Annotated in this window: 14 protein-coding genes and 2 pseudogenes; 10 read left to right on the forward strand and 6 right to left on the reverse strand. The window is 68.7% G+C overall.

Going from position 1 to position 19,485, the window contains the following annotated elements; all coding sequences use genetic code 11:
- Positions 1 to 84: 84 nt before the first annotated feature.
- From QM809_RS12235 to QM809_RS12255, 5 genes are all read left to right on the forward strand, one after another.
- Complete coding sequence (locus tag QM809_RS12235; RefSeq protein WP_415046056.1) at positions 85 to 966, forward strand: ABC transporter substrate-binding protein; 882 nt, start codon at positions 85 to 87, stop codon at positions 964 to 966.
- On the forward strand, positions 963 to 1,943 hold the full coding sequence (locus QM809_RS12240) for an amino acid ABC transporter permease (protein ID WP_415046057.1): 981 nt from the start codon (positions 963 to 965) through the stop codon (positions 1,941 to 1,943). Before QM809_RS12235 ends, QM809_RS12240 begins: the two co-directional genes overlap by 4 nt.
- Before the next feature lie 44 nt (positions 1,944 to 1,987).
- Positions 1,988 to 2,740: an amino acid ABC transporter ATP-binding protein gene (locus tag QM809_RS12245; RefSeq protein ID WP_415047073.1), complete on the forward strand. Its 753-nt coding sequence runs from the start codon at positions 1,988 to 1,990 to the stop codon at positions 2,738 to 2,740.
- Positions 2,741 to 3,006: 266 nt separating this feature from the next.
- Positions 3,007 to 4,848, forward strand: a complete 1,842-nt coding sequence (locus QM809_RS12250) for an amino acid permease (RefSeq protein WP_415046058.1) — start codon at positions 3,007 to 3,009, stop codon at positions 4,846 to 4,848.
- The gene (locus QM809_RS12255) at positions 4,845 to 5,729 is read left to right on the forward strand and encodes a universal stress protein (RefSeq protein ID WP_415046059.1); all 885 of its coding nucleotides are present in this window, start codon (positions 4,845 to 4,847) and stop codon (positions 5,727 to 5,729) included. The genes QM809_RS12250 and QM809_RS12255 overlap by 4 nt, the downstream gene beginning before the upstream one ends.
- 57 nt (positions 5,730 to 5,786) lie before the next feature.
- Here QM809_RS12255 and QM809_RS12260 read toward each other — a convergent pair whose 3' ends face one another.
- Entirely contained in the window at positions 5,787 to 7,424 is a 1,638-nt protein-coding gene (locus QM809_RS12260; protein WP_415046060.1) for a PucR family transcriptional regulator, read from the reverse strand.
- A gap of 131 nt (positions 7,425 to 7,555) precedes the next feature.
- On the opposite strand from QM809_RS12260, the gene QM809_RS12265 reads away from it, so the two are divergent.
- On the forward strand, positions 7,556 to 9,085 hold the full coding sequence (locus QM809_RS12265; RefSeq protein WP_415046061.1) for a CoA-acylating methylmalonate-semialdehyde dehydrogenase: 1,530 nt from the start codon (positions 7,556 to 7,558) through the stop codon (positions 9,083 to 9,085).
- A gap of 31 nt (positions 9,086 to 9,116) precedes the next feature.
- A pseudogene (locus QM809_RS12270) lies at positions 9,117 to 10,527 on the forward strand (aspartate aminotransferase family protein).
- Between the two features lie 139 nt (positions 10,528 to 10,666).
- Here the strand turns inward: QM809_RS12270 and QM809_RS12275 are convergent.
- Positions 10,667 to 11,488 (reverse strand): class I SAM-dependent methyltransferase, encoded by an 822-nt coding sequence (locus tag QM809_RS12275; RefSeq protein ID WP_415046062.1) that lies wholly within the window; start codon positions 11,486 to 11,488, stop codon positions 10,667 to 10,669.
- A 247-nt stretch (positions 11,489 to 11,735) separates the two neighbouring features.
- On the opposite strand from QM809_RS12275, the gene rpsA reads away from it, so the two are divergent.
- A complete protein-coding gene (gene rpsA, locus QM809_RS12280) occupies positions 11,736 to 13,202 on the forward strand; it encodes a 30S ribosomal protein S1 (RefSeq protein WP_415046063.1) in 1,467 nt (488 codons plus the stop codon).
- A gap of 106 nt (positions 13,203 to 13,308) precedes the next feature.
- On the opposite strand, the pseudogene coaE reads toward rpsA, so the two are convergent.
- From coaE to QM809_RS12300, 4 genes and pseudogenes are all read right to left on the reverse strand, one after another.
- Positions 13,309 to 13,896: pseudogene (gene coaE, locus QM809_RS12285) on the reverse strand (dephospho-CoA kinase); the annotation flags it as partial.
- 90 nt (positions 13,897 to 13,986) lie between these two features.
- Positions 13,987 to 14,739, reverse strand: coding sequence for a hypothetical protein (locus QM809_RS12290; protein ID WP_415046064.1), 753 nt, complete (start codon positions 14,737 to 14,739; stop codon positions 13,987 to 13,989).
- Between the two features lie 147 nt (positions 14,740 to 14,886).
- The gene (locus QM809_RS12295) at positions 14,887 to 15,429 is read right to left on the reverse strand and encodes a DUF402 domain-containing protein (RefSeq protein ID WP_415046065.1); all 543 of its coding nucleotides are present in this window, start codon (positions 15,427 to 15,429) and stop codon (positions 14,887 to 14,889) included.
- Entirely contained in the window at positions 15,422 to 15,862 is a 441-nt protein-coding gene (locus QM809_RS12300; protein WP_415046066.1) for a VOC family protein, read from the reverse strand. The genes QM809_RS12295 and QM809_RS12300 overlap by 8 nt, the downstream gene beginning before the upstream one ends.
- Positions 15,863 to 15,970: 108 nt before the next feature.
- Between QM809_RS12300 and QM809_RS12305 the strand changes: the two genes are divergently transcribed.
- Positions 15,971 to 17,188 carry a hypothetical protein gene (locus QM809_RS12305; protein WP_415046067.1) on the forward strand — a complete coding sequence of 406 codons (1,218 nt, stop codon included), beginning with the start codon at positions 15,971 to 15,973 and terminating at the stop codon, positions 17,186 to 17,188.
- 140 nt (positions 17,189 to 17,328) lie between these two features.
- On the forward strand, positions 17,329 to 19,485 hold the full coding sequence (gene uvrB, locus QM809_RS12310; protein ID WP_415046068.1) for an excinuclease ABC subunit UvrB: 2,157 nt from the start codon (positions 17,329 to 17,331) through the stop codon (positions 19,483 to 19,485).

Below are 19,485 nucleotides of genomic sequence, written 5' to 3' on the forward strand. Positions count from 1 at the left end.
GCCGTGTGGATCGGAGTCGGGGACAGGGGAGTCCGCCTCGGGCGGAGGAAGAAGGGGGTCCGTGTGAGGCACCGACGACTCCGCGTGTTCGGAGCACTGACGGCGGTCGTCGCGCTGCTGTCCGTCACGGCCTGCGTCAACGACGAGTCGCATCTCGACGTCGCGCCGATCTCGGTGGACGTCGCGGAGCAGCCGCCGCTCGCCGCCCTGGTTCCGGTGCCGGTCGCCGAGCGCGGGGTGCTGCGGGTGGGCACCAATCCGCCGTATCAGCCGAACGAGTTCAAGAACAAGGACGGCCGGATCGTCGGTTTCGACATCGACCTGTTCACCGCGATCGGACAGGTGCTGGGGCTGCGCTTGCAGTTCCTCGAATCCGATTTCGACAAGATCATCCCGGCGATCCAGTCCGGGACCTACGACGCCGGGATCTCGTCGTTCACCGACACCGCCGAACGCGAGAAGCAGGTCGACTTCGTCACCTACTACCGTGCGGGCGTGCAGTGGGTGCAGCGGGCCGGCGACGACGTGGACCCCGACCACGCGTGCGGCCTGAAGGTCGGCGTGCAGTCGACGACGGTGGAGGACACCGACGAGGTGCCCGCCAAGAGCGATGTGTGCGTCGCCGCGGGCGAGCCGCCGATCGACAAGCAGAAGTTCGACGCCCAGGACCAGGCCGTCACCGCGCTGCTGCTGGGGAAGATCGACGCCTTCTCCGCGGACTCGCCGGTGAGCGCGTACGCCGTCAAGAAGACCGCGAAGATCGGGGAGGACCTGGAGCTGGTCGGACCGATCTACGACGCCGCGCCCTACGGCATCCCGGTGCCGAAGGGGTCGCCGCTGGCGCCGGCGATCCAGCGGGCGATGCAGTATCTGATCGACCACGGCCACTACCGGACGATCGCCGAGCACTGGGGCGTCGAAGCCGGGATGATCGAGACCTCGAAGATCAACGGAGCGATGGAATGAGCGAACCGACGACGACAGAGACCGGCGGCACCCCCGAGCCGGACCGTGCTCCCGACCCCGCTGAGACATCCGTCGCAGGCCAGGCTCCCGACCCGATCAAGGCGGTGCCGCTGCGTCATCCGGGGCAGTGGGTCGCGGCCGCGGCGATCCTGATCCTGGCGGGTCTGTTCGGGTACGGCGCCGCCACCAACGAGGCCTACCGGTGGAGCACCTACTTCGACTACCTCTTCGACACCCGCATCGTCGCGGCGGCGGGCTGGACGCTCGCGCTGACCGTCTGCGCGATGCTGCTCGGCGTGGTGTTGGGCGTGGTCATGGCGGTGATGCGGCTCTCCCCGAACCCGGTGCTGCGGTCGGTGGCCTGGGTGTACCTGTGGATCTTCCGCGGGACGCCGGTGTACGTGCAGCTGGTGCTGTGGGGCCTGTTCGGCTCCATCTACAAGCAGATCGATCTGGGCATCCCGTTCGGTCCGCAGTTCTTCCACATCGACGTGCAGGCGATGAACGCCGCCTTCCTGTTCGCGGTGATCGGTCTCGGACTCAACGAGGCCGCGTACATGGCCGAGATCGTCCGCGCCGGCATCACCTCGGTGCCCGAGGGCCAGCTGGAGGCGTCGGTGGCCCTGGGCATGACGTGGTCGCAGACCATGCGCCGGGTGGTGCTGCCGCAGGCCATGCGGGTGATCATCCCGCCCACCGGCAACGAGCTGATCAGCATGCTCAAGACCACCTCGCTGGTCACCGCCATACCGTTCTCCCTGGAGCTGTACGGGCAGCAGCGCGACATCTCCAGCCTCAACTTCCAGCCGATCCCGATGCTGCTGGTCGCCTCCACCTGGTATCTGGCGATCACCAGCATCCTCATGGTCGGTCAGCACTATCTGGAGAAGCACTACGCGAAGGGGGCCAGCCGGATGCTGAGCGACCGTCAGCTCGAAGACCTGGCTCAGGCCGAGACGCTGGAGGGCGGCCGATGAACACCGTGAAGGCGCAGGACGCTCCGAAGACGCAGGCCACCCCGATGGTGGTGGCCGAGGAGGTCTGCAAGAGCTTCGGCGCGCTGCAGGTGCTCAAGGGGATCTCCCTGGAGGTGGGCCACGGCGAGGTGTCCTGCCTGATCGGCCCGTCCGGGTCGGGCAAGTCGACGTTCCTGCGGTGCGTCAACCACCTGGAGAAGGTCAGCGCCGGGCGGCTGCGGGTCGACGGCGAGCTGATCGGCTATCGGGAGCGCGGCAACAGGCTGTACGAGATGAGCCCGCGTGACGCCGCCAAGCAGCGCCGGGACATCGGCATGGTCTTCCAGCACTTCAACTTGTTCCCGCACCGGACGGTGCTCGCCAACGTCATCGAGGCGCCGATGCTGGTGAAACGGCAGTCGCGCGACGAGGCGGCGGCCCGCGCCGAGGACCTTTTGGCCAAGGTCGGGCTGGCGAGCAAGGCCGACGCCTACCCGGCACAGCTCTCGGGCGGTCAGCAGCAGCGGGTGGCGATCGCGCGGGCGCTGGCGATGGAGCCGAAGCTGATGCTGTTCGACGAGCCGACGTCGGCCCTCGATCCGGAGCTCGTGGGCGACGTCCTCGCCGTCATGCGCGATCTCGCCCAGGCCGGGATGACCATGCTCGTGGTGACCCACGAGATGGGGTTCGCCCGCGAGGTGGCCGACCAGCTGGTGTTCATGGCCGACGGCGTCGTCGTCGAACGCGGCGACCCGCGGCGGATGCTCGAGGACCCGCAGCACGAGCGAACTCGGACATTCCTCTCGAAACTGCTCTGACATGCATTGGTCATGCTGAACGGCAGCCGAATTCAAGGCTTCATTCTGTAAAAGCTCTCGTCTGATTATTTACGCGAAGACGCACACCGAGAACCCCTCCGCGGGGGAAAGTTATTGCCACGCACTGTGACACAGTTCTCAGCGTGTGGCCGTCAACGGAGACGCGCGGGGTAGGACAACCAATCGGTGAGTCACAAATTCGCCGAAGGAATCGAGGAGAGCATGCCCGTCAACAAACGCCTGATCCCCAGCGGAAGACCGACGCGATGAGCGGCGGCGGGGAACTCAACAAGGGCCTGAGCGACCGGCAGCTCAGGATGATCGCGATCGGCGGCGTGATCGGCGCCGGCCTGTTCGTCGGCTCCGGTGTCGTCATCGGCAAGACCGGTCCGTCGTCGTTCATCACGTACGCGCTGGCCGGCGTGCTGGTCATCATGGTGATGCGGATGCTCGCCGAGATGGCCGTCGCGAACCCGACCACCGGCTCGTTCGCCGACTACGCCCGCGCCGCGCTCGGCAACTGGGCCGGCTTCTCGATCGGCTGGCTGTACTGGTACTTCTGGGTGGTGGTCGTCGGTTTCGAGGCCATCGCCGGCGCCAAGATCATCCAGTTCTGGTTACCGTCGGCGCCGCTCTGGCTCACCTCGCTGGTCCTCATGGTGGCGATGACGGCCACGAACCTGTTCTCGGTGTCGTCGTTCGGTGAGTTCGAGTACTGGTTCGCCGGGGTGAAGGTCGCCGCGATCATGCTCTTCATCGGCCTCGGCGTCTTCTTCGTGATGGGCTGGTGGCCCGGCGTCTCGATGGACTTCTCCAACCTCACCTCGCACGGCGGGTTCTTCCCGCTGGGTGCCATGGCCGTCACCGTCGGTGTGGTCACGGTGATCTTCTCGATGGTCGGCGCCGAGATCGCCACCATCGCCGCCGCCGAGTCGGACAACCCGGAGAAGAACGTCGCGCGGGCCGCGAACTCGGTGATCGCGCGTATCTCGGTGTTCTTCGTCGGCTCCACCTTCCTGCTGGTCGTGATCGTCCCGTGGAACACCATGGGCAGCAGCGGCCACGGCGGCAGCGCCTCGCCGTTCGTTCAGGCCATGCAGACCATGGGGATCCCCGGCGCCGAGCACATCATGAACGCGGTGGTCCTCACCGCCGTGCTGAGCTGCCTGAACTCCGGCCTGTACACCGCCTCGCGCATGCTCTTCGTGCTCGCGGCCCGCCGCGAGGCCCCGGCGTCGCTCGTCGAGGTGAGCAAGAACGGCGTGCCGTCCAAGGCGATTCTGGCCTCGTCGGTCATCGGCCTGATCTGCGTCATCGCCGCGGCGTTCTGGGAGGACACGATCTTCGCGTTCCTGCTGAACTCGTCGGGTGCGGTGATCCTGTTCGTCTACGGCATCATCTGCGTCTCGCAGATCGTCCTCCGATTCCGGAACGGGAGCGAGCAGCTCAAGGTCAAGATGTGGCTCTTCCCGGTGCTGTCGATCCTGACCGCGGTCGCGATCCTGGCGATCCTGGTGCAGATGGGCATCGACGACGGCACCCGCTCGCAGCTCCTCCTGAGCCTCGGCGCCTGGCTCCTGGTGGTCGTCCTGTTCCTGGTCAACCGGAAGTTCGTCAACGACCGGTCGATCGACGAGGTGGCCGAGGCGCCGGCCGAGTCCGAGCGCGTCCTGGTTCTGGCGAACCAGACGCTCGACTCCGACGAGCTGATGGCCGAACTGCATTCCCGCGGCGTCGACGACACGACGGAGTACTTCGTCGTCGTCCCGGAGAGCCCGGTCGAGACCGGTGCGGCCGACCGGTACGGTCCGCTCGATCTGGTCGAGGAGACCCGACGCATCGCACAGGAACGACTGGACGCGACCCTGGAGAGCCTCCGCGGCGACGGACTGCGGGTCGACGGCACGCTCGGTGACGCCCGGCCGCTCCGGGCCCTCGCCGACGGGGTCGAGAGCTTCGGCCCGGACCAGATCGTCATCTCGACGCTGCCGTCGGAGCAGTCGGTCTGGGAGCGCTTCGACGTCGTCGACCGGGCGCGGGAGCAGTACCGGATGATCCCGGTGGTGCACGTGACCTCCCGGATCAAGGATCCGGAGCCGCAGCCATGACGATCGTCGCGGGATACAGCGCCACCCGCCGGAATCAGGCGCCGATCGAACTGGCGGTGAAACTCGCCGCCACGACGGGTGAGCCGATCTCGGTGGTGGCCGTGGTGGAGCGGCGTTCGCCACCGCACAGCGACCCCGTGGAGGACGAGTACCTGGACTACGTGACCGTGCAGGCCGAGCGCGCCCTGCACTCCGCGGTGGAGGATCTGCCGAGCGGCGGGGTCACCGTGGACGTGCGGGTGGGGCCGTCGATCGCCAAGACGCTCGCGGCGTACGCCCGCGAGGTCGACGCCGGAGTGGTGACGGTGGGCGCCTCGTCGTCGAGCCTGCTCGGCCGGATCGCGCTCGGCGGCGTCACCAACCGGGTGGTCCACGGCGGGTCGACGCCGGTGGTGATCGCACCGCGTGGCTACCTCGCCGGCCGGGGACCGTTCCGGCGGATCACCGTCTCCTACGGCGGCCGGGCCGATGTGCACCGGCTGATCCCGGGCGCGGCCGAACTCGCGGCCCGCTGGGGGGTGCCGCTGCGCATCGTCTCGTTCGCGGTCCGCGATGTGGCGGCGGTCGGCATCAGCGCGCCCCCGGCGGCGGAGTCGCTCGTGGTGGACAAGTGGTGGCAGCAGACCCAGGACGGCATCCGGCGGCAGCTGGAGGAGGTCCGGGGGCAGATGTCCGGCGCCGACCTCCAGGTGGAGATGGGTTCCGGGGAGGACTGGCGCAGCGCCGTGGAGTCCGTCGGCTGGGACGGCGACGACCTGCTGGTGCTCGGTTCCGGGGCGGCGGCGCCGTCCCAGCAGATCTTCCTCGGTACCGCCGCGGCCCGCATCCTGCGGGCGGCGCCGGTGCCGGTGATGATCCTGCCCAACGTCGTCGATCAGTAGTACGACTCACTCGAGCGCAGGTCGTGACCCGCGGTGCCCGGACGGCATCGATGCGGGTCACGGCCTGCGCTCGACCGCATCCATGATCAGCAGGGCGGTGTGCAGCGAGGTCCGCGACTCGGCGTCCTCCAGGTCGACGCCGAGGATGCGCGAGAGCGTCGCGAGGCGCGCGTACAGGGTGGGGCGTGACATGTGCAGCGTCTTGGCGAGTTCGGACTTGTTGCCGCCGGCCGCGAGGTAGGCGCGCAGGATGTCGTAGGCGTCGTCGTCGTGCCGGACGCGGTGGTCGAGGATACCGCGCAGCTCGGTCTCGGCGAAGGCCTTCACCCGCGGATCGTCGGCCAGCAGATACAGCAGACCGCGCAACCGGACGTCGGCGGCGCGGTGGTAGGGCCGGGCGAGCGGATCGGGGTCGCGGGGCATGGCGATGGCCACCTCGGCGATGTGCGCCGACTCGGCCAGTTCGGCTGCGGCGTCGACCAGGCGAGGTGAGGCCGCGGCCACCCCGATCGCGCAGTCGGCGATCCCGTCGAGCCGGAGCAGAGCGGCCCGGATCTCCGCCGCCGTCCGGGTGAGCAGGAGATCGATGTCGGCGCCGGGCGGCTGGGACAGCAGGAGGTCGACGTGCCGGCCCTGGCGGTCGGCGACCAGGGCGGTCTGCTTCTGCACGACGACGGCGCGGCGCGTGGCGTCGAGCACCTGGGCCAGTCGGCGCTGGGCCACCACCTGGTCGGTGCGCGGCGCACCCGTGAGACGGACGGTCATCGGGATGTAGGTGATCGACGGCTGCAGTCCGAGGGTGCTCGCCCGCGCCATCGCCAGACCTTCGTCGGTGATCCGGCCGCGACGCAGATCGTCGAGCAGACTGCTCTGGGCCTGCTGTTCGAGGGAGTCCTCGGCCTGCTCCACCATGCGCCACAGCGTCAGCGCCTGCGCGGCGCGTTCGAGGACCATGCGGGCCTCGGCCGAGTCCGCGGCGGTGTCGGGGCCGGGCATCACCAGTCGACCCCAGTGCCGGCGCTGCGGACCGACCGGGGTCACGAGCCACGACTCGGGGCCCGAGCGGGCGGTCTCCCTGGTCCAGGGCGTGAGCCGGGACTGCTTGGACCAGTCCCGCAGCAGCTGTGACGTGGGGACGGTCGCGGCGGCCACGGTCAGGACGTGATGGTTGAGGTCTTCCAGGACCACCGGCAGGTCGAGCAGTCGGCCCGCCGCCGACACGATCTCGGCCATCGAGGCGCGCGTCATGGTGAGCTCGCTGAACACCTCGTGCGCCCGGTGGGCGAAGACCACGGCGTCGTACTGTTCGGCCACGATCAGCCGGTGCGCGGCCTCGGTGACGTCGACGAAGCGCGTCTCCTTCGCCAGCGCGATCAGCGGGAAGCGCAGCTCGTCGGCGGCCCGCCGGAACGCGGGGTCGACCGCGGTGATCTGCGGGCCGAGTTCGACGATCAGCCCGACCGCTCCGGCCTCCTGCAGGCCGCGCAGGTATTCGTCGGCCGCGGCCGGATCGGTCATCGCGACACCGGTGGTGAGCACCAGTTCACCGCCGGTGAGCAGTGCGGTGAGGTCGGCGACCTCGGAGACGTGCACCCAGCGCACCGGTCGGTCCAGCTCGGCGTGTCCGGCGACCACGGTGGGTTCGCCGCGCTGCACGGGGTCCGATTCGAGGATCTGACGGATCGAGGGAAGCATTGACAGATCGTAGCGAAAATATCCTTTCGGATGTCACTGTGTCGGCCCCGGTGTCGGGAATGATCGGGGAACCTGGAACCAAGCGAACGCACATCCGCGCTCGACAGCGCTGCTGAGAGGAATTCATCTCCATGACCGCCACCATCGCCGACAGCACTGTCGCCACCGTCACCCACTGGATCGACAACGCGCCCTTCGCGGGTTCGGGAGAACGCACCGCACCGGTGAAGAACCCGGCGACCGGCGCCGAGATCGGTCGGGTCGCGCTGGCCGACGTCGACGACGCCCGCGCGGTGATCGCCGCCGCGGCGGCCGCCTTCCCGGCCTGGCGGGACACCTCGCTGGCCAAGCGCGTGGAGGTCCTGTTCCGGTTCCGCGAACTGCTGAACGCACGCAAGGGCGAACTCGCCGAGATCATCACCGCCGAGCACGGCAAGGTCCACTCCGATGCGCTCGGCGAGATCGCACGCGGCCAGGAGGTCGTGGAGGTGGCCTGCGGCATGCCGGTGCTGATCAAGGGCGGGTTCACCGAGAACGCCTCCACCGGCGTCGACGTGCACTCGGTCCGTCAGCCGCTCGGACCGGTCGGCATCATCTCGCCGTTCAACTTCCCGGCGATGGTGTCCATGTGGTTCTTCCCGATCGCCATCGCCGCGGGCAACACCGTCGTGGTGAAGCCGTCGGAGAAGGATCCCAGCGCCACCAACTGGATCGCCGAGCTGTGGGCCGAGGCGGGACTGCCCGCGGGCGTGTTCAACGTGCTGCACGGCGACAAGGTGGCCGTCGACGAGCTGCTGACCAACCCGGCGATCAAGGGGATCAGCTTCGTCGGCTCCACCCCGATCGCGCAGTACGTGTACGCCACCGGGACCGCGGCCGGCAAGCGCGTGCAGGCGCTCGGCGGCGCCAAGAACCACGCCGTCGTGCTGCCCGACGCCGACCTCGACCTGGCCGCCGACGCGATGGTCAACGCCGGATTTGGGGCCGCGGGGGAGCGCTGCATGGCCATCTCGGCGTGCGTGGCGGTCGGCGACGTCGCCGACGAGCTGGTCGCCAAGATCGTCGAGCGCGCGAAGACCCTCACCACCGGAGACGGCGTCAAGGGCTCGAACGCCGACATGGGGCCGCTGATCACCCGCGAGCACTGCGATCGAGTGACCTCCTACGTCGCCGCGGGCGAGGCCGCAGGCGCGACCATCGCGCTGGACGGACGCACCGTGGTCGCCGAGGGCGACGACGTGGCCGACGGCTTCTGGCTGGGCCCGACCCTGATCGACCACGTCACCCCCGAGATGAGCGTCTACACCGACGAGATCTTCGGCCCGGTCCTCTCGGTGCTCCGCGTCGAGAGCTACGAGGAGGCGCTGGGCCTCATCAACTCGAACCCGTTCGGCAACGGCACCGCGATCTTCACCAACGACGGCGGTGCGGCCCGCCGCTTCCAGAACGAGGTCGAGGTCGGCATGGTCGGCATCAACGTCCCGATCCCGGTCCCGATGGCCTACTACAGCTTCGGCGGCTGGAAGAACTCGCTGTTCGGCGACACCCACGCGCACGGCGCCGAGGGCGTGCACTTCTTCACCCGCGGCAAGGTCGTGACCAGCCGCTGGCTCGACCCGAGCCACGGCGGCCTGAACCTCGGTTTCCCGACCAACTCCTGACCGCAGCCCCGCACGAGAGTAAGGACACCCGATGACGTCCACCCTGAACGACGCCGTCCTGCCGACCGGCGAGCCGGTCGACGCCGCGATCGAGGCCGGTCGTCGCGCCTACGAACTGGATCGCAAGCACGTCTTCCATTCGTGGTCGGCGCAGGCGCTGATCGACCCCATGACGATCGTCGCCGCGCAGGGCTCGTACGTCTGGGACGGCGAAGGCCGCAAGCTGCTCGACTTCTCGTCGCAGCTGGTGAACACCAACATCGGACACCAGCATCCGGCGGTCACCGCGGCGATCGCCGCCCAGGCCGGTCGGCTGGCGACGATCGCGCCGCAGTACGTCAACGACGCCCGCTCCGAAGCGGCCCGGCTGATCACCGACCGCACCCCGGGCGACCTGAACCGGGTGTTCTTCACCAACGGCGGCGCGGACGCCAACGAGCACGCGGTGCGCATGGCCCGGCTGCACACCGGCCGGTACAAGGTGCTCACCCGGTTCCGGTCGTACCACGGCGGCACCGACACGGCGATCAACATGACCGGCGATCCGCGACGCTGGGCCAACGACCGCGGGGCCCACGGGATCGTGCACTTCGACGGCCCGTTCCTGTACCGCTCGGTGTTCCACGCGCAGACGCCGGAGCAGGAGTCGCAGCGTGCACTGGCGCATTCTCGATCGACTGGTGGCGCTGGAGGGGCCCGAGACGATCGCGGCGATCGTGCTCGAGGCGATCCCCGGAACCGCGGGCATCATGGTGCCGCCGCCCGGCTACATGGCGGGGGTGCGGGAGATCTGCGACCGGCACGGCATCGTGTTCATCGTCGACGAGGTGATGGCCGGTTTCGGTCGGGCCGGCGACTGGTTCGCGATCGACGGTCTCGACGCCGAGTCCAACGACGGCGAGGGCGTGATCCCCGATCTGCTGACCTTCGCCAAGGGCGTCAACTCCGGATACGTGCCGCTGGGCGGCGTCGCGATCAGCGAGGCGATCGCGGCGACCTTCGCCGAGCGCGCCTACCCGGGCGGGCTGACCTATTCGGGCCATCCGCTGGCCACCGCCGCGGCGGTCGCCACGATCACCGCGATGGAGGACGAGGGGATCGTGGCGAACGCGGCCCGTATCGGCGCCGACGTGCTCGGCCCGGGGCTGCGCGACCTCGCCGAGCGGCATCCGAGCGTCGGCGAGGTCCGCGGCAAGGGCGTGTTCTGGGCGATCGAGCTGGTCGCCGACCGGGAGACCCGGGAGCCGCTCGCGCCGTACGGCGGCAGCAGCCCCGCGATGGCCGAGACGCTCGCCGAGGCCAAGCGGCTGGGCATGCTGCCGTTCGCGAACTTCAACCGCATCCACGCGGTGCCGCCGTGCACGGTGACCGACGACGAGGTGCGCGAGGGTCTGGAGATCCTCGACGCCGCGCTGAGCGTCGCCGACACGCATGTGAAGTGACACGCATGTGAGATAGATAGAGCCTCGACGAAGCTGGAACCTCCGTCGGACGACGACGCCGGCGCCCCTCTCCCCGGGGGCGTCGGCGTCGTCGTCTGCCGGGGCGACTCCGCGGAGAGCGGAGTGCCGCCCGGCGGTCTCAGGGCTTGCGGCACACGAAGATCGCCGTGCCCGGGAAGTACGATCCGCGCAGCGGCGACCACTGACCCCACTCGTCGTCGAGGTCGTCGGGCCACTCGGGTTCCACCACGTCGTCGACGATCAGGCCGGCCGCGACGATCTCCCGGATCCGGTCGCCCATCGTGCGGTGATGTTCGACGTAGGTGACCTTCCCGTCGGCATCGGTCTCCGAATACGGCGTGCGGTCGAAGTAGGACATCTGCACCTTCAGGCCTTCGGGCCCGGGATCGTCGAGGAACATCCAGCGCATTGGGTGGTTGGTGGCGAACACCCAGCGGCCGCCGGGGCGCAGCACCCGCGCCACCTCGCGCATCACCCGCGCCGAATCGGCGACGAAGGGGACCGCGCCGAACGCCGAGCACGCGAGATCGAAGGACTCGTCGGCGAAGGGGAGGTGTTCGGCGCCGGCCAGCACCAGGGGGACGGGCCGGTCGTCGTGCACCATGGCGGCCACGGCGTGGCCGAGCATCCCCGCCGAGACGTCGAGCCCGACCACGTGTGCCCCGCGGGCGGCGAGCCACCGGGAGCACGGCGCCGCCCCGCAGCCGATCTCGAGCACGTCGCGGCCGGTCACCTCGCCGAGCAGGCCGACCTCTTCTTCCCGGAGTCGTTCGGGACCCCACACGAAGTCGCCGCCGGGGACGTGATTGCCCAGGAAGGAGCCGTGTTCGGCCTGGTAGCCGTCGGCCTCGTCGTCCCACCACGACCGGCTCGCGGATTCGCTGGTCGCCGAGTCGACGGCGCCGAGGAGACGGGGTGGGCGAGGCGAGTCGGAGGTCATGGTCTCCGAGGGTAGGCGTCCCCGTGGCGGCGACGGCATTGGCGGTGACGGCATTTGTGCAGCGCAGAGGGGTGGAGTAGCCTATATCTCGCGTGTGCGTGATGCGCGCGTTCTCCGGTTTCGCCGAATGCTCTTCGAGCGGCCTGCGGAAACGGGGAGATCCATCGGTGAAACCCGACATGACCGGTACGGATGTGTCGTGTGGAGCCGTCAACCTACTACTTACCTGTCCGGAGCACCTCAACATATGTCGTCCCCCACGATCACCTCGCCGCAAGTAGCCGTCAATGACATCGGCTCGGCTGAGGACTTCCTTGCCGCCATCGACTCCACGATCAAGTACTTCAACGATGGCGACATCGTCGAGGGCACCATCGTCAAGGTCGATCGCGACGAGGTTCTGCTTGACATCGGCTACAAGACCGAGGGCGTGATCCCCTCGCGTGAGCTGTCGATCAAGCACGATGTCGACCCGAGCGAAGTCGTCGAGGTCGGCGACGAGGTCGAGGCACTTGTTCTCACCAAGGAGGACAAGGAAGGCCGCCTCATCCTGTCGAAGAAGCGCGCTCAGTACGAGCGCGCCTGGGGCACCATCGAGGAGCTCAAGGAGCGTGACGAGGCCGTCAAGGGCACCGTCATCGAGGTCGTCAAGGGCGGCCTGATCCTGGATATCGGCCTGCGCGGCTTCCTCCCGGCGTCGCTGGTGGAGATGCGTCGTGTCCGCGACCTGCAGCCGTACATCGGCAAGGAGGTCGAGGCCAAGATCATCGAGCTCGACAAGAACCGCAACAACGTGGTCCTGTCGCGTCGCGCCTGGCTCGAGCAGACCCAGTCCGAGGTCCGCAGCGAGTTCCTCAACAAGCTGGCCAAGGGTCAGGTCCGCAAGGGCGTCGTCTCCTCGATCGTCAACTTCGGTGCGTTCGTCGATCTCGGCGGCGTCGACGGCCTGGTCCACGTGTCCGAGCTGTCCTGGAAGCACATCGACCACCCGTCCGAGGTCGTGGCCGTGGGCGACGAGGTCACCGTCGAGGTCCTCGACGTCGACATGGATCGCGAGCGCGTCTCGCTCTCGCTCAAGGCGACGCAGGAAGACCCGTGGCGTCAGTTCGCCCGCACCCACGCGATCGGTCAGATCGTGCCGGGCAAGGTCACCAAGCTCGTCCCGTTCGGCGCCTTCGTCCGCGTCGAGGAGGGCATCGAGGGCCTGGTGCACATCTCGGAGCTGGCCGAGCGCCACGTCGAGGTCCCGGACCAGGTCGTCGCCGTGGGCGACGACGCGATGGTCAAGGTCATCGACATCGACCTGGAGCGTCGTCGTATCTCGCTGTCGCTGAAGCAGGCCAACGAGGACTACACCGAGGAGTTCGACCCCTCGAAGTACGGCATGGCCGACAGCTACGACGAGCAGGGCAACTACATCTTCCCCGAGGGCTTCGACGCCGAGACCAACGAGTGGCTCGAGGGCTACGACGCTCAGCGTGAGGAGTGGGAGGGCCGCTACGCCGAGGCGGAGCGCCGTCACAAGATGCACACCGCTCAGATGGAGAAGTTCGCCGCCGCGGCCGCCGAGGCCGAGAACGCCGGAGACTACTCCAGCTCCACCGGTTCGGCCGCCTCGAGCAGCAGCTCCAGCGGTTCGGCTCCGGCCGGCGGCTCGCTGGCCAGCGACGAGCAGCTCGCCGCCCTGCGCGAGAAGCTGACCGGCAACGCCTGAGATCGTCCGACTCCCTGAGAGTCGACCCGATCCCTGAGGTCACGAAGAACCCCCGTTCTCACGAACGGGGGTTCTTCGCATCTCAACGGCCGGCGGCATCCCGCAGCGGGACCAGTTCCTCGTTCCACACGCGGAGCGCCTCGGCGGCGAGTTCCTCCGGCGTCCCGTGGTTCACCAGCCAGATGTCGGCCACCTCGCGGCGCTGGTCGTCGGTGGCCTGCTGGTCGATGCGCCGGCGCGCGTCGTCGGGATCCATGCCGCGGTGGTCGACCAGACGCTTCAGGCGGACGTCGGCGTCGGTGTGCACCACGACGACGGCGTCGTAGAAGGGGGCCATGCCGTTCTCCACCAGAAGCGGTACGTCGTGGAGGACGATCGCATCCTCCGGTGCGGCGGCGAACAACTCGGCGGTGCGCGCACCGATCAACGGGTGGGTGATGGAGTTCAGTGTCGCGGTGCTCTCGGCGTCGACGAAGGCCCGGGCCGCGAGCGCCGTGCGGTCGAGGGCGCCGTCGTCGTCGAGGATCTCCGGTCCGAACGCCTCGACCAGGGCGGCCAGCCCCGGGCTGCCCGGCTCCACCACCTCGCGAGCGACGGCGTCGGCGTCGACGTGATAGGCGCCCTGGTCGACGAAGGTCTTGGCCACGGTCGATTTTCCGGCGCCGATACCGCCGGTCAGTCCCACTTTGATCACGCCGTCCAGTCTGACATCTCGGCGGCGATGCATCCCTCGGTACTCGTCAGCAGGGCGTCCTGCGAACCGGGCGGCCGGGGTGCGGGGACGTCATTCCCAGGTGTAGTCCGCGCCGAGGATCTCCGCGCAGAACCCGACCGTGCGGGCCGGGTCGCTCTGGATGTCGTAGGCGAACACCTTCTGCTTCTCCGTGTCGGCGCAGTCGGACACGCTCTTGGAATCGGCACGTTCGGTGATCTTGTACCGGGCGGCCGACACCGTCGAGGACTCCGTGCAGTCGACGGTCTTGATCTCCGGTCCGAATCGGGTCTCCTCGTAGCAGGTGCCGACCCGGTAGTTCGGCACCAGACACAGGACGTCACGACTCGAACCGCGGCCGTGCTCGTACACCGACAGGGAGTAACCGCCCGCCTTGCAGGCCTCGTTGTCGGCGAGCTTGGCCGCGACGATGTACGACGACGGACCGGTGTCGTCGCAGGAGATGCCTTCGGTCTTCACGTTCGTGGCGGAGCCGGTCATCGAGATGCAGGTGCCCGGCGTCGTGGTCTGGACCGATTCGCCCTCCTTCTTGTCGAAGACGCCGAACGCCGCCAGGAGTCCGAGCACGGCGAAGCCGGCGAGGAAGAAGAGGGCCTTGCGTGTCCCCGCGTTCATCCGCTTCCGGGGCGGCGGAGTCTGCGCGGCGTAGGCCGCGGCAGGCATCTGAGGCGGCACCCCCGAGGAGCCGCCGGGATACGGATGCCCGGATTGCGGATACCCGGGATACGGATGACCCGGAGTCGGGGGCTCCTGCGGTGCCGGTCGGCCCGGCTGCTCCGACATGAACGGGTTCGGGGTGGTCATGATGTCCAGACTCTCGTTGTGGGGGAACAGGATCGAACCAGGACCGCAATTCTGGCACACGGTGCGCCGACGGCGATCACGGTGCACGGGCGACTGTGGCCCAGATCGCTTCGTGCTTCCCGTCGCCGTTCCCGGCCGCACCGACGGTCAGGCGGGGCGGTCGAGCCAGGTCAGGCGTTCGCCGACCTGCGCGTCGAGCCACGACTGGACGTCGCCGGCGACGGCCGCGCCGATCAACGCCTGCGCCGCGATCTCGGTCGCCTCGGTGGCCTCGGCGGTGGTGACCAGCCCGGCGGCGTGCGCTTCGAAGAGTTCGTCGACGTCGATCAGCGCCAGGGGGCTGCCGGGCGCGTCGACCAGGTCGAGGTACCAGTCCACGGCGTGCCAGCGCCCGTCGTCGTCGGGACCGTGGAAGCGGCCGACGTCCAGGTAGAGGCGTTGCCCCTCGCGGTAGCCGCCGACGAAGTGGAAGATGTTGGCCCGCAGCCCGAGCGACGGGAGCAGCCAGGTCTCCAGGTGATGGAAGCGGGGATGGTCGGCGGTCCGGGACATGTAGAGCCCGTACTCGGTGGCGCGGTACTCCTCGACGGGCCGCACGAAGCCCTTGTTGTCGGTGTTGGTGCGCGCGGGGACGTCGAACACCTCCCGCTTGGGCGGGTGCACGGGGGCGTGGGTCGGCTGATCAGACACCGGTCACCTCGCCGTCGGGGGTGACCGCGAAGTTCGGGTTGTGGACGAAGTCCCAGCGGAAGCCGTCGGGATCGGCGATGCAGGCGCTCGTGCCGCCCCACTCCCGGCGGGCGGGTTCGCCGACGGAGACGGCGCCGGCGGCGAGGGCCCGGCGGTACAGCTCGCCGACCAGATGCTCGGCGGCCACGTTGTGTCCGAGGGACATCGGCGGCGCCGTCGGACCGTGCCCGACGTCGCCGTACTCGCTCGGCATGGAGGCGACGTTCCAGAGCGCCAGGAGGAGTCCGTGACCGGCCTGGACGAAGGAGATCTCGTCGGCGATCCGGCTGACCGGGCGGAATCCGAGGCCTTCGGTGTAGAAGCGGTGCGAGGTCTCGACGTCGCGGACGCCGAGGGTGATCGCGGTGACGTGGGGGAGCGGAGCGCCTGTCATGCCCTGAACATTAGGCGCGGGGTCCGACGATCGCCGACCGTCGACCGGGATACGCATGCGCGTATGCGTTTTTGACAATAATTTTCATCAGACTGTTCACTGGCCCGCATGAGAAACAGCGTCAAACTCCTCGCCCTGTCCTCGGCGGCGGTGCTCGGGCTGGTCGGCTGCTCGTCGAACGACGACGAGCACGACTCGCCGGCCGGATCCGCGTCGAACGCCGCCGAACACGAGACCGCCCAGCCGCGCCTCGTCCTCACCTACGACGGCGGTGTCACCGTGGTCGACGCGACCACGCTCGAGAAGGTCGCCGACGTCCCGGTGGAGGGCTTCACCCGCGTGAACGAGGCGGGCGACGGCCGCTACGCCTTCGTCTCGACGTCCGACGGGTTCCGGCTGCTCGACGTCGGCACCTGGACCGAGGCGCACGGCGATCACGGGCACTCGTACACCGCGGCGCCGAAGTTCACCGACATCGACTACACCGGAGAGAAGCCGGGGCACGTGGTGCTGCACGACGACAAGACCGTGCTCTTCACCGACGGCACGGGTGCGGTGCGCATCCTCGATCCGAAGAAGCTCGGCACCGAGGACGCGGTGGCGAGCGAGTTCACCGTCCCGGCGCACCACGGTGTGGCCGTCGCCCGCGCCGACGGCAGCGTGGTGGTCTCCAAGGGCGATTCTGAGACCCGCACCGGCGCGTTCATCCGTGACGCCTCGGGCAAGACCGTCGCCGAGAACGACGAGTGCCCCGGCCTGCACGGTGAGGCCGCCGGGAAGGACGGCGTGATCACCTTCGGCTGCGAGGACGGCATCCTGATGGTGAAGGGCGACCGGTTCACCAAGATCAAGGCCGCCGCACCGTACGCGCGCATCGGCAACCAGGCCGGCAGCGACGCATCGCCGATCATCCTCGGCGACTACAAGACCGACAAGGACGCCGAACTGGAGCGGCCGCGGAAGTTCTCGCTGACCGACACCCGCACCGGCACCATCCGCGTGGTCGACATCGACACCACCTACAGCTTCCGGTCGCTGGGCCGCGGCCCGAACGGCGAGGCCCTGATCCTCGGCGCCGACGGCAAGCTGCACGTCTTCGACCCCGAGACTGGCAAGGAGACCGCCGCCTACCAGCTGATCGCCCCGTGGACCGAGCCGGACGACTGGAAGGACCCGATGCCCGATCTGCACGTCATCGGCTCCACCGTCTACATCACCGAGCCCGCCAAGCAGCGGGTGCTCGCCGTGAGCCTGCACGACGGCAAGGTGCTCACCGAGAAGTCCACCGGGAAGGCGAACATGGAGATGACCGGCGTCACCGGCTGAGCGTCGACCGGACCGAACGAGAACAGGGTCGTGCCCCGGCAACCGGGGGCACGACCCTTTCTCCGTCGAGACCGCCGTCCCCGGAGCGGGGGCACAGGCATTGGAGCCGGACTGTCGGTACCTCGGATTACCCTGGGGCCATGGCATTCGCAGCGGAACAGCCGATCGTCGCGCACTCGGAGCACCGACCCCTCGGCGAGGTGGAACGGTCGAACACCGCCTTCGAGGTGATCAGCGATCTCGAGCCCGCCGGCGACCAGCCGACGGCCATCGCCGACCTGCGACGACGCCTCGTCGAAGGCGAGAAGGACATCGTCCTGATGGGTGCCACCGGCACCGGTAAATCGGCCACCACCGCGTGGCTCATCGAGAAGATGCAGCGCCCCACGCTCGTGATGGCGCCCAACAAGACCCTCGCCGCCCAGCTCGCCAACGAACTGCGCGAGATGCTGCCGAACAACGCCGTCGAGTACTTCGTCTCGTACTACGACTACTACCAACCCGAGGCGTACATCGCGCAGACCGACACCTACATCGAGAAGGACAGCTCGATCAACGACGACGTCGAGCGGCTGCGTCACTCGGCGACGTCGAGTCTGCTCTCCCGGCGCGACGTCGTGGTGGTCGCCTCGGTGTCGTGCATTGACGGTCTGGGCACGCCGCAGAGCTACCTGGACCGGTCGGTGGAGCTGGCGGTGGGCGAGACCATCGACCGCGACGCCCTGCTCCGGCTGCTGGTCGACATCCAGTACGACCGCAACGACGTCTCCTTCACCCGCGGCACGTTCCGGGTCCGCGGCGACACCGTCGAGATCATCCCCTCCTACGAGGAACTGGCGATCCGGATCGAGTTCTTCGGCGACGAGGTGGAGGCGCTCTACTACCTCCATCCGCTCACCGGCGACGTGATCCGCGAGGTCGAGAGCCTGCGTATCTTCCCGGCCACCCACTACGTCGCGGGCCCGGACCGGATGGCGCGGGCGATCGAGGGCATTCGAGGAGGAACTGGAACAGCGATTGGCGGAGTTCGAGAAGCAGGGCAAGCATCTGGAGGCGCAACGACTCCGCATGCGCACCAACTACGACATCGAGATGATGCGCGTCAGGTCGGGTTCTGCTCGGGGATCGAGAACTACTCGCGGCACATCGACGGCCGCGGCCCGGGGACGGCGCCGGCGACGCTGATCGACTACTTCCCGGACGACTTCCTGCTGGTGATCGACGAGTCGCACGTGACCGTGCCGCAGATCGGCGCCATGTACGAGGGCGACATGTCGCGCAAGCGGAACCTGGTCGAGTTCGGGTTCCGACTGCCGTCCGCGGTGGACAACCGGCCGCTCACCTGGGACGAGTTCGCCGACCGGATCGGCCAGACCGTGTACCTCTCGGCGACGCCGGGGCCGTACGAGCTGGGCCGGTCCGGCGGCGAGTTCGTGGAGCAGGTGATCCGCCCGACCGGACTGCTCGACCCGAAGATCGTCGTCAAACCGACCAAGGGGCAGATCGACGACCTGATCCACGAGATCCGGGAGCGGACCGAGAAGGACGAGCGCGTCCTGGTGACCACGCTGACCAAGAAGATGTCCGAGGACCTGACGGACTACCTGCTGGAACTGGGCATCCGGGTCCGCTATCTGCACTCGGAGGTCGACACGCTGCGCCGCGTGGAACTGCTGCGTCAGCTCCGCAGAGGCGAGTACGACGTCCTGGTGGGCATCAACCTGCTGCGCGAGGGCCTCGACCTCCCGGAGGTGTCGCTGGTGGCGATCCTCGACGCCGACAAGGAGGGGTTCCTGCGCAGCACGACGTCGTTGATCCAGACCATCGGCCGCGCGGCGCGCAACGTGTCGGGCGAGGTCCACATGTATGCGGACAAGATCACCGACTCCATGCAGAACGCCATCGACGAGACCGATCGCCGCCGAGCCAAGCAGATGGCCTACAACAAGGAGAAGGGCGTCGATCCGCAGCCGCTGCGCAAGAAGATCAACGACATTCTCGACCAGGTGTACGCCGAGGCCGAGGACACCGTGGAGGTGGGCGGCTCGGGCCGCAACGTCAGCCGCGGACGCCGAGCCCAGGGAGAAGTGAGCAAGTCGGCCGGGACCGGGGTGATTGAGCAGCGCGACACATCGGCCATGCCGCGTGCCGAACTCGCCGACCTGGTGCAAGAACTGACCGAGCAGATGATGAATGCGGCTCGTGACCTGCAGTTCGAGCTCGCCGCGCGGCTGCGCGACGAGATCGCCGATCTCAAGAAGGAACTGCGCGGCATGGACGCGGCGGGGATCAAGTAG

Source organism: Gordonia sp. (in: high G+C Gram-positive bacteria), from assembly GCF_047600385.1.
Taxonomy (GTDB): Bacteria; Actinomycetota; Actinomycetes; order Mycobacteriales; family Mycobacteriaceae; genus Gordonia.